General features: G+C 67.9%; 2 protein-coding genes. Both read left to right on the forward strand.

Annotation, left to right across the window (positions count from 1 at the left end; translation table 11 throughout):
• Window positions 1-4,170 (forward strand): non-ribosomal peptide synthetase (locus HP547_RS05620; protein WP_172285703.1); only part of this gene is annotated, 4,170 nt, incomplete at its 5' end.
• 1 nt (window position 4,171) lies between these two features.
• Window positions 4,172-6,541: condensation domain-containing protein (locus tag HP547_RS05625; RefSeq protein ID WP_172285704.1), on the forward strand; the 2,370-nt coding region annotated here is incomplete at its 3' end.

The raw sequence follows: 6,541 nt of genomic DNA on the forward strand, positions 1-6,541 counted from the left end.
CCAGGCCTGCTGGGCAAGATCCGCCAGCTTGCACCGGCACTCAAGGTGCTCAACCACTACGGCCCGACCGAGACCACCGTTGGTGTGCTGGTTGCCGAACTGCACGACCAGACCAGCCTCGGCCAGCCGCTGGCCAACACCTGCGTAGCGGTGCTCGACCGCTGCCTGCAGCCGCTGCCGGCCAAGGCCAAGGGCGAGCTGTACATCGGTGGCGCCGGGCTGGCCCGCGGCTACCTGAACCGCCCGGCGCTCACCGCTGAGCGTTTCGTCCCCGACCCGAACGGTGGCCATGGCCAGCGCCTGTACCGCAGCGGTGACTGGGTGCGCCAAGGCAGCGACTTGCAGTTTGTCGGGCGCATGGATGGCCAGGTGAAAATCCGTGGCTACCGCGTCGAGCTGGCAGAAATCGAAAACCAGTTGCGCGCACTGGACGGCGTTGCCAACGCGCTGGTCCGCGTGCATGGCCAGGCACCGCAGCTGCAACTGGCCGCCTGGCTGGTGCCCAGCCAGTTGCCGAGCGACAGCCTGGCCTGGCAGGCGTCGATCCGCACCCGCCTCAAAGGCCTGCTGCCCGAGCACATGCTGCCGACCCACCTGATGGTGCTGGCGCAGCTGCCGGTCACGGTCAACGGCAAGGTCGACATCAAGGCCCTGCCGGAACCGGTCGCCAGCCAAGTGGCCTACCAGGCGCCGCAGACCCCGCTGCAAACGCAACTGGCGCAGATCTGGGCCCAGGTGCTGCAAGTGCCGCAGGTGGGCCTGAGCGACAACTTCTTCGCCCTTGGCGGCCACTCGCTGCTGGCCACCCAGGCGGTATCCCGAGTGCGCAAGCAACTGGGCCTGGACGTCCACTTGCGCACCCTGTTCGACACCGTCGACCTGCAGGCTTTCGCCCAGGCGGTGGCCGACGCCGAGCAGGGCACGGGCCTGGACATCGAAATCCTCGACCGCCAGCAGCCGCTGCCGGTGTCCCGTTCGCAGAACCGCCAGTGGCTGTTCTGGAAGCTCAACCCGCAAAGCCTGGCCTACAACACGCCGATGGCCGTGCGCATGCAGGGCAACCTCGATAGTGACGCGGTGCAAGCGGCGCTGGACGCACTGATTGCGCGCCACGAGTCACTGCGCACGGTGTTCGTCGAAGCCGACGGCCTGCCTTGGCAGCGCATCCTGCCGGCCGCCACGGTGCCGATCGGTTTCGAAGACCTCAACGGCCAGGACCACGCCGCGCAAATGCGCAAGCTGGAAGCCGAAGCCTTCGTGCCGTTCGACCTGGAGCACGGTCCGCTGCTGCGTGCGCGGCTGTTCAAGGTGCACGCCCAGGAGCACCTGCTGTCGCTGACCCTGCACCATATCGTTTCCGACGGTTGGTCGATGAGCCTGCTGGTGCGCGAGTTCGCCGCCGCCTATAACGCGGCAGCCACCGGCCAGGCCCACGCCATCGAACCGCTGCCCGTGCAGTACGCCGACTTCGCCGCCTGGCAGCGCAAATGGCTGGCCGAGGGGCAGATGCAGGCGCAGATCGATTACTGGAAGGCGCGCCTGGAAGACGACTTCGAAGTGCTCGAATTGCCCGCCGACCGCATTCGCCCGCAGGTCAAGAGCTACCAGGGCAGCCGCTTCGACGTGCGCCTGCCGCTGGCCCTCACCGAGCGCCTGCGGGCGCTGGCGGTGGCATCCAACGCCACCTTGTTCCATGTGTTCCTGGCGGCCTACGCCATCGTGCTGTCGCGCTACAGCCGCAAGGGCACGTTGAACATCGGCGTACCGGTCACCAACCGCAACCGCCTGGAGCTGGAAGGGCTGATCGGCTTCTTCATCAACGTGGTGGTAGCCCGTATCGGCGTCGATGGCAGCCAGCCGTTCGCCCAGCTGCTGGCGGCGATCAAGGAAACCACGCTGCAGGCCCAGGCCAACAAGGATGTGCCGTTTCTGGAGGTGGCCGAGGCGCTGTACCCGGACCGCGACCAGGGCGTGAACCCGTTCTTCCAGGTGCTGTACAACCACCTGCGCGACCTGGGCGAGCAGGTGTCAGGCGATGCCCTGCACGGGCTGCAGGTCAAGGAAGTGGATCTGCTGGAGCCCGGCGCGCAGTACGACATCTCGCTCAATACCCTGGAGCGCTCCGATGGCGTGACCGCTTCGTTCAACTACTCCACCGACCTGTTCGACGCCCCGCGCATCGAGCGCATGGCCGGGCACTGGCAAGCGCTGCTCGAGGCCATCTGCGCCGAGCCGCAGCGCTGCATCGCCGAGCTGGATTTCCTCAGCGGCGAAGAGCGCCAGCAACTGACCCATGGCTGGAACCCCGCAGCGCAGCAAGGCAGCGGCCTGTGCGCGCACCAGTTGCTGCAGCGTCAGGCCGGTGAGCGGCCGGACGCGCTCGCGCTGATCTTCGACGACCAGCAGATGACCTACGCCGAGCTCGACCGTGCCAGCAACCAGCTGGCGCACCGCCTGCGTGCATTGGGTGTGGGGCCGGATCGCCTGGTCGGCGTGGCCGTGGAGCGTGGCCTGGGCATGGCACTGGCATTGATCGCCATTCACAAGGCTGGCGGCGCCTACGTGCCGCTGGACCCGGACTACCCGCAAGAGCGCCTGGCCTACATGGTCGAGGACAGCGGCATCAGCCTGCTGCTGGCGGATGCGCCTTCGCGCGAGCGCTTGCAACTGGGCAAGCAGCTAGCTTGCGTGGTGCTGGAACCGGGCACCGAATGGCTGCAGGCCTGGCCCTGCGAACCCCTGGCCAACCTGGCGGCGCTGCACAACCTGGCCTACGTGATCTACACCTCCGGCTCCACCGGCATGCCCAAGGGCGTGGCCATCGACCACCATGCCCTGTCGCTGTTCTGCCAGGTGGCCGGCGATTATTCGCGCCTGAGCCCGGACGACCGCGTGCTGCAGTTCGCCACTTTCAGTTTCGACGGTTTCATCGAGCAGTTCTTCCCGCCGCTGGCCCAGGGCGCCTGCGTGGTGCTGCGTGACCTGCGGCTGTGGGACACCACCACGCTGCTGGACGAGATCAACCGCCACGCGGTGACCGTGGCCGACCTGCCGGCGGCCTACTGGCGCCTGCTGGCGCTGGAGCGCCGCGCCCCGCAAGCCTATGGCCGGCTGAAGCAGATTCATGTCGGTGGTGAAGCGGTAGCGGAAGACGCCCTGCGTGCCTGGCTGGCCGATGGCCCGCCAGCGGTGCGCCTGCTGAATACCTATGGCCCGACCGAAGCCACGGTGGTTGCCACCACCTACGACTGCTCGCAGATGACCCTGGAGCAGATCAGCCAGGGCGGCGTGCCCATCGGCCGCGCGTTGCCAGGCCGCAGCCTGCATGCGCTGGACGAAGGCCTGGCGCCGACCCCGGTTGGCGTACCTGGCGAGCTGTTCATCGGCGGGGCAGGGTGCCTGGCGCGCGGCTATCACCAGCGGCCGTCGCTTACCGCCGAACGCTTCGTCCCCGACCCGTTCGACGCGGTTGGCGGTGGTCGGCTGTACCGCACCGGCGACCTCGGTTACTACGACGCAAACGGCCAGCTGGCTTATCGCGGGCGTGTCGACCACCAGGTGAAAGTGCGCGGGTTCCGCATTGAACTGGGCGAGATCGAGCAGTACCTGCGGGCGCACCCGGACGTGCGCGAAGCCACGGTGCTGGCTATCGACCTGCCCGGCGGCAAGCAGCTGTGCGCCTATGCCGTGCCAGCCGAAGGCCACAGCGGTGACCTGCGCCTGACGCTGAAGCAGTACCTCAAGGCCAGCCTGCCGGACTACATGATCCCGACCTACCTGGTGACCCTGCCGGACATGCCGCTGACACCCAGCGGCAAGCTCGACCGCAAGGCCCTGCCATTGCCCGACCCGAACCAGCCGCAGCACGACTACCAGGCGCCGCAAAGCGAGCGCCAACAACAGCTGGCGAATATCTGGGCGCAGCTGTTGAACGTGGCCCGGGTCGGTCTGAGCGACAACTTCTTCGAGCTGGGCGGCCACTCCTTGCTGGCGGCCCAGGCGGTGTCGCGGATCAACGTCGAGCTGGGTCTGGATGTCCCGCTGCGGCTGATCTTCACCCACCCCGAGCTGCGCGCCTTCGCCCAGGCGCTGGAGGAACAGGCGCTGTCACTGAGTGACGACGGCCTGAGCGATATCGAAAAAATGATGAACGAATTCACAGAGGCCTGACATGGAACTCACAGCAGCACAACGTATCGCCCAACGTTTCGTCGGCCTCCCTGTGGAGCAACGCCAGCAGATCCTGGAAAAGATGCAGGCCAGCGGGCAGAGCTTCCGCTTGCTGCCCATCGTGCCAGCACGCCAGGGCCTGGCCCGTATTCCGCTGTCGTTCGCCCAGCAGCGGCTGCTGTTCCTCTGGCAGCTGGAGCCCGACAGCCCGGCCTACAACGTGCCGATGGCGGTACGCCTGAAGGGCGCGCTGGACCAGGCGGTGCTGCAGCAGGCGCTGGATGCGCTGGTGCAGCGCCATGAGTCGCTGCGCACGCGCTTCGCCTCGGAAGACGGCGAGTTCCACCAGGTAATCCTCGACCACTGCCCGCTGCCACACGAGCTCGTGGTGTTCGATGGCGTCGCCGATGAGGCGTCGCTGAGTGTGGCGGTGGACGCCGCCCTGAAGCAGCCCTTCGATCTGCTGACCGGGCCGCTGCTGCGGGTGACCCTGCTGCGCGTGGCGGCCGAGGAGCATGTGCTGGTGCTGAGCATGCACCACATCATCTCCGATGGCTGGTCCAGCGACGTGCTGGTGCAGGAGTTCATCCAGCTGTACACCGCCTTGGCCGAGGGGCGCCAGGCCGACCTGCCCGCCTTGCCGATCCAGTACGCCGACTACGCCATCTGGCAGCGTGCCTGGCTCGAAGCCGGTGAAGCGCAGCGCCAGCTGGCCTACTGGCAGGCCCAGCTGGGCGACGAGCAGCCGGTGCTGAGCCTGCCGCTGGACTTCGAGCGCCCGGCCACGCCAAGCCAGCGCGGTGCGGTGGTGCGCGTGGACATCGCTGGCGAACAGGCCGAAGCCTTGCGCAACCAGGCGCGCAAAGGTGGCCACACGCTGTTCGTGCTGGTTTTGGCGGCCATGGCAGTGGTGCTGTCGCGCTACAGCGGCCAGGCCGACATCCGCATCGGTGCGCCCAATGCAGGGCGTAACCGCAAGGAACTGGAAGGCCTGATCGGCTTCTTCATCAACACCCAGGTACTGCGCGTGCAGGTGGACGAGCGCGCGACCTTCGCCGCGCTGCTGGAGCAGGTGAAAGACGTGATCGGCGGCGCCCAGTCGCATCAGGAACTGCCATTCGAGCACCTGGTCGACGCCTTGCTGCCCGAACGCAACCTGGCGCACAACCCGTTGTTCCAGTTCAAGATCAACCAGCACGTGGCGGCCAGCGACGCCGGGCGCAAGCGCCTGGGCGCGCTGGAAGTGGAAGGCTTTGCCCGTGACGGCGGCGATGCCCGTTTCGACCTGGCGTTCGACTTCTCCGACAAGGCCGACGGCATCGAAGGCTACTTCACCTACGCCACCGACCTGTTCGCGCAGGCTACCATCGAGCGCATGGCGGGCTCGCTGCGCCAGGTACTGGACGCGCTGATCCGCGACCCGCAGCAGGCCATGGTGGACTGCCCGGAGGTGGCGAGCGTGCTGCCAGCCCGCACGCAGCCCTACCCGCATGGCGACTTCCTCGCCCTGTGGCGCCAGGCAATGGCGCCAGGCCAGGCCCACGGCGGCGTGCGCGCCGGTGACCGGTTCATGACCCAGGCCGGCCTGGAGGCAGCCTCCAACCGCCTGGCCGACTACCTGCGCCAACGCGGGGTCGGCGCGGGCAGCATCGTTGCCCTGTGCCTGCCGCGCTCCATCGAGTGGGTCAGCGCCGTGCTCGCCGTGCTCAAGACCGGCGCCGCCTACCTGCCGCTGGACGCCCAGCAGCCGCAAGAGCGCCTGCAGCAGCTGATTGCCGACAGTGCTGCGGCCGTGGTGCTGCACGAGGCGGGCGACCATCGCTTTTCGGCCATGCCAGGCGTGCAGGTGATTGCCTGCGATCACACCCAATGGGCGACCTGCAGCGACAGCCCGGTCGAGGTGACCATCGCCCCCGCACAGCCGGCCTACCTGATCTACACCTCGGGCTCGACCGGCCAGCCGAAAGGCGTGGTGGTCAGCCACGGGGCGCTGGCCAGCTACACCCAGGCGGTGCTGGAACGCCTGCAGCTGCCGGCCGCGGCGAGCATGGCCATGGTCTCCACCCCTGCGGCTGACCTGGGCCACACCGTGCTGTTCGGCGCCCTGGCCTCGGGCCGCCTGCTGCACTTGCTGCCACAGGACCTGGCGTTCGACCCGGACGGCTTCGCCAGCTACATGGCGCAGCACAAGGTGGGTGTGGTGAAGCTGGTGCCGAGCCACCTGCAAGGCCTGCTGCAAGCTACCCGCGCTGCCGATGTACTGCCGGCCGAAGCACTGATCCTGGGCGGTGAGGCTTGCAGCTGGAGCCTGCTGGACAAGGTCCGCGAACTGCGCCCGGGTTGCCGGGTCATCAACCACTATGGCCCTACC

This window comes from Pseudomonas sp. CM27 (genome assembly GCF_013179515.1).
GTDB lineage: Bacteria > Pseudomonadota > Gammaproteobacteria > Pseudomonadales > Pseudomonadaceae > Aquipseudomonas.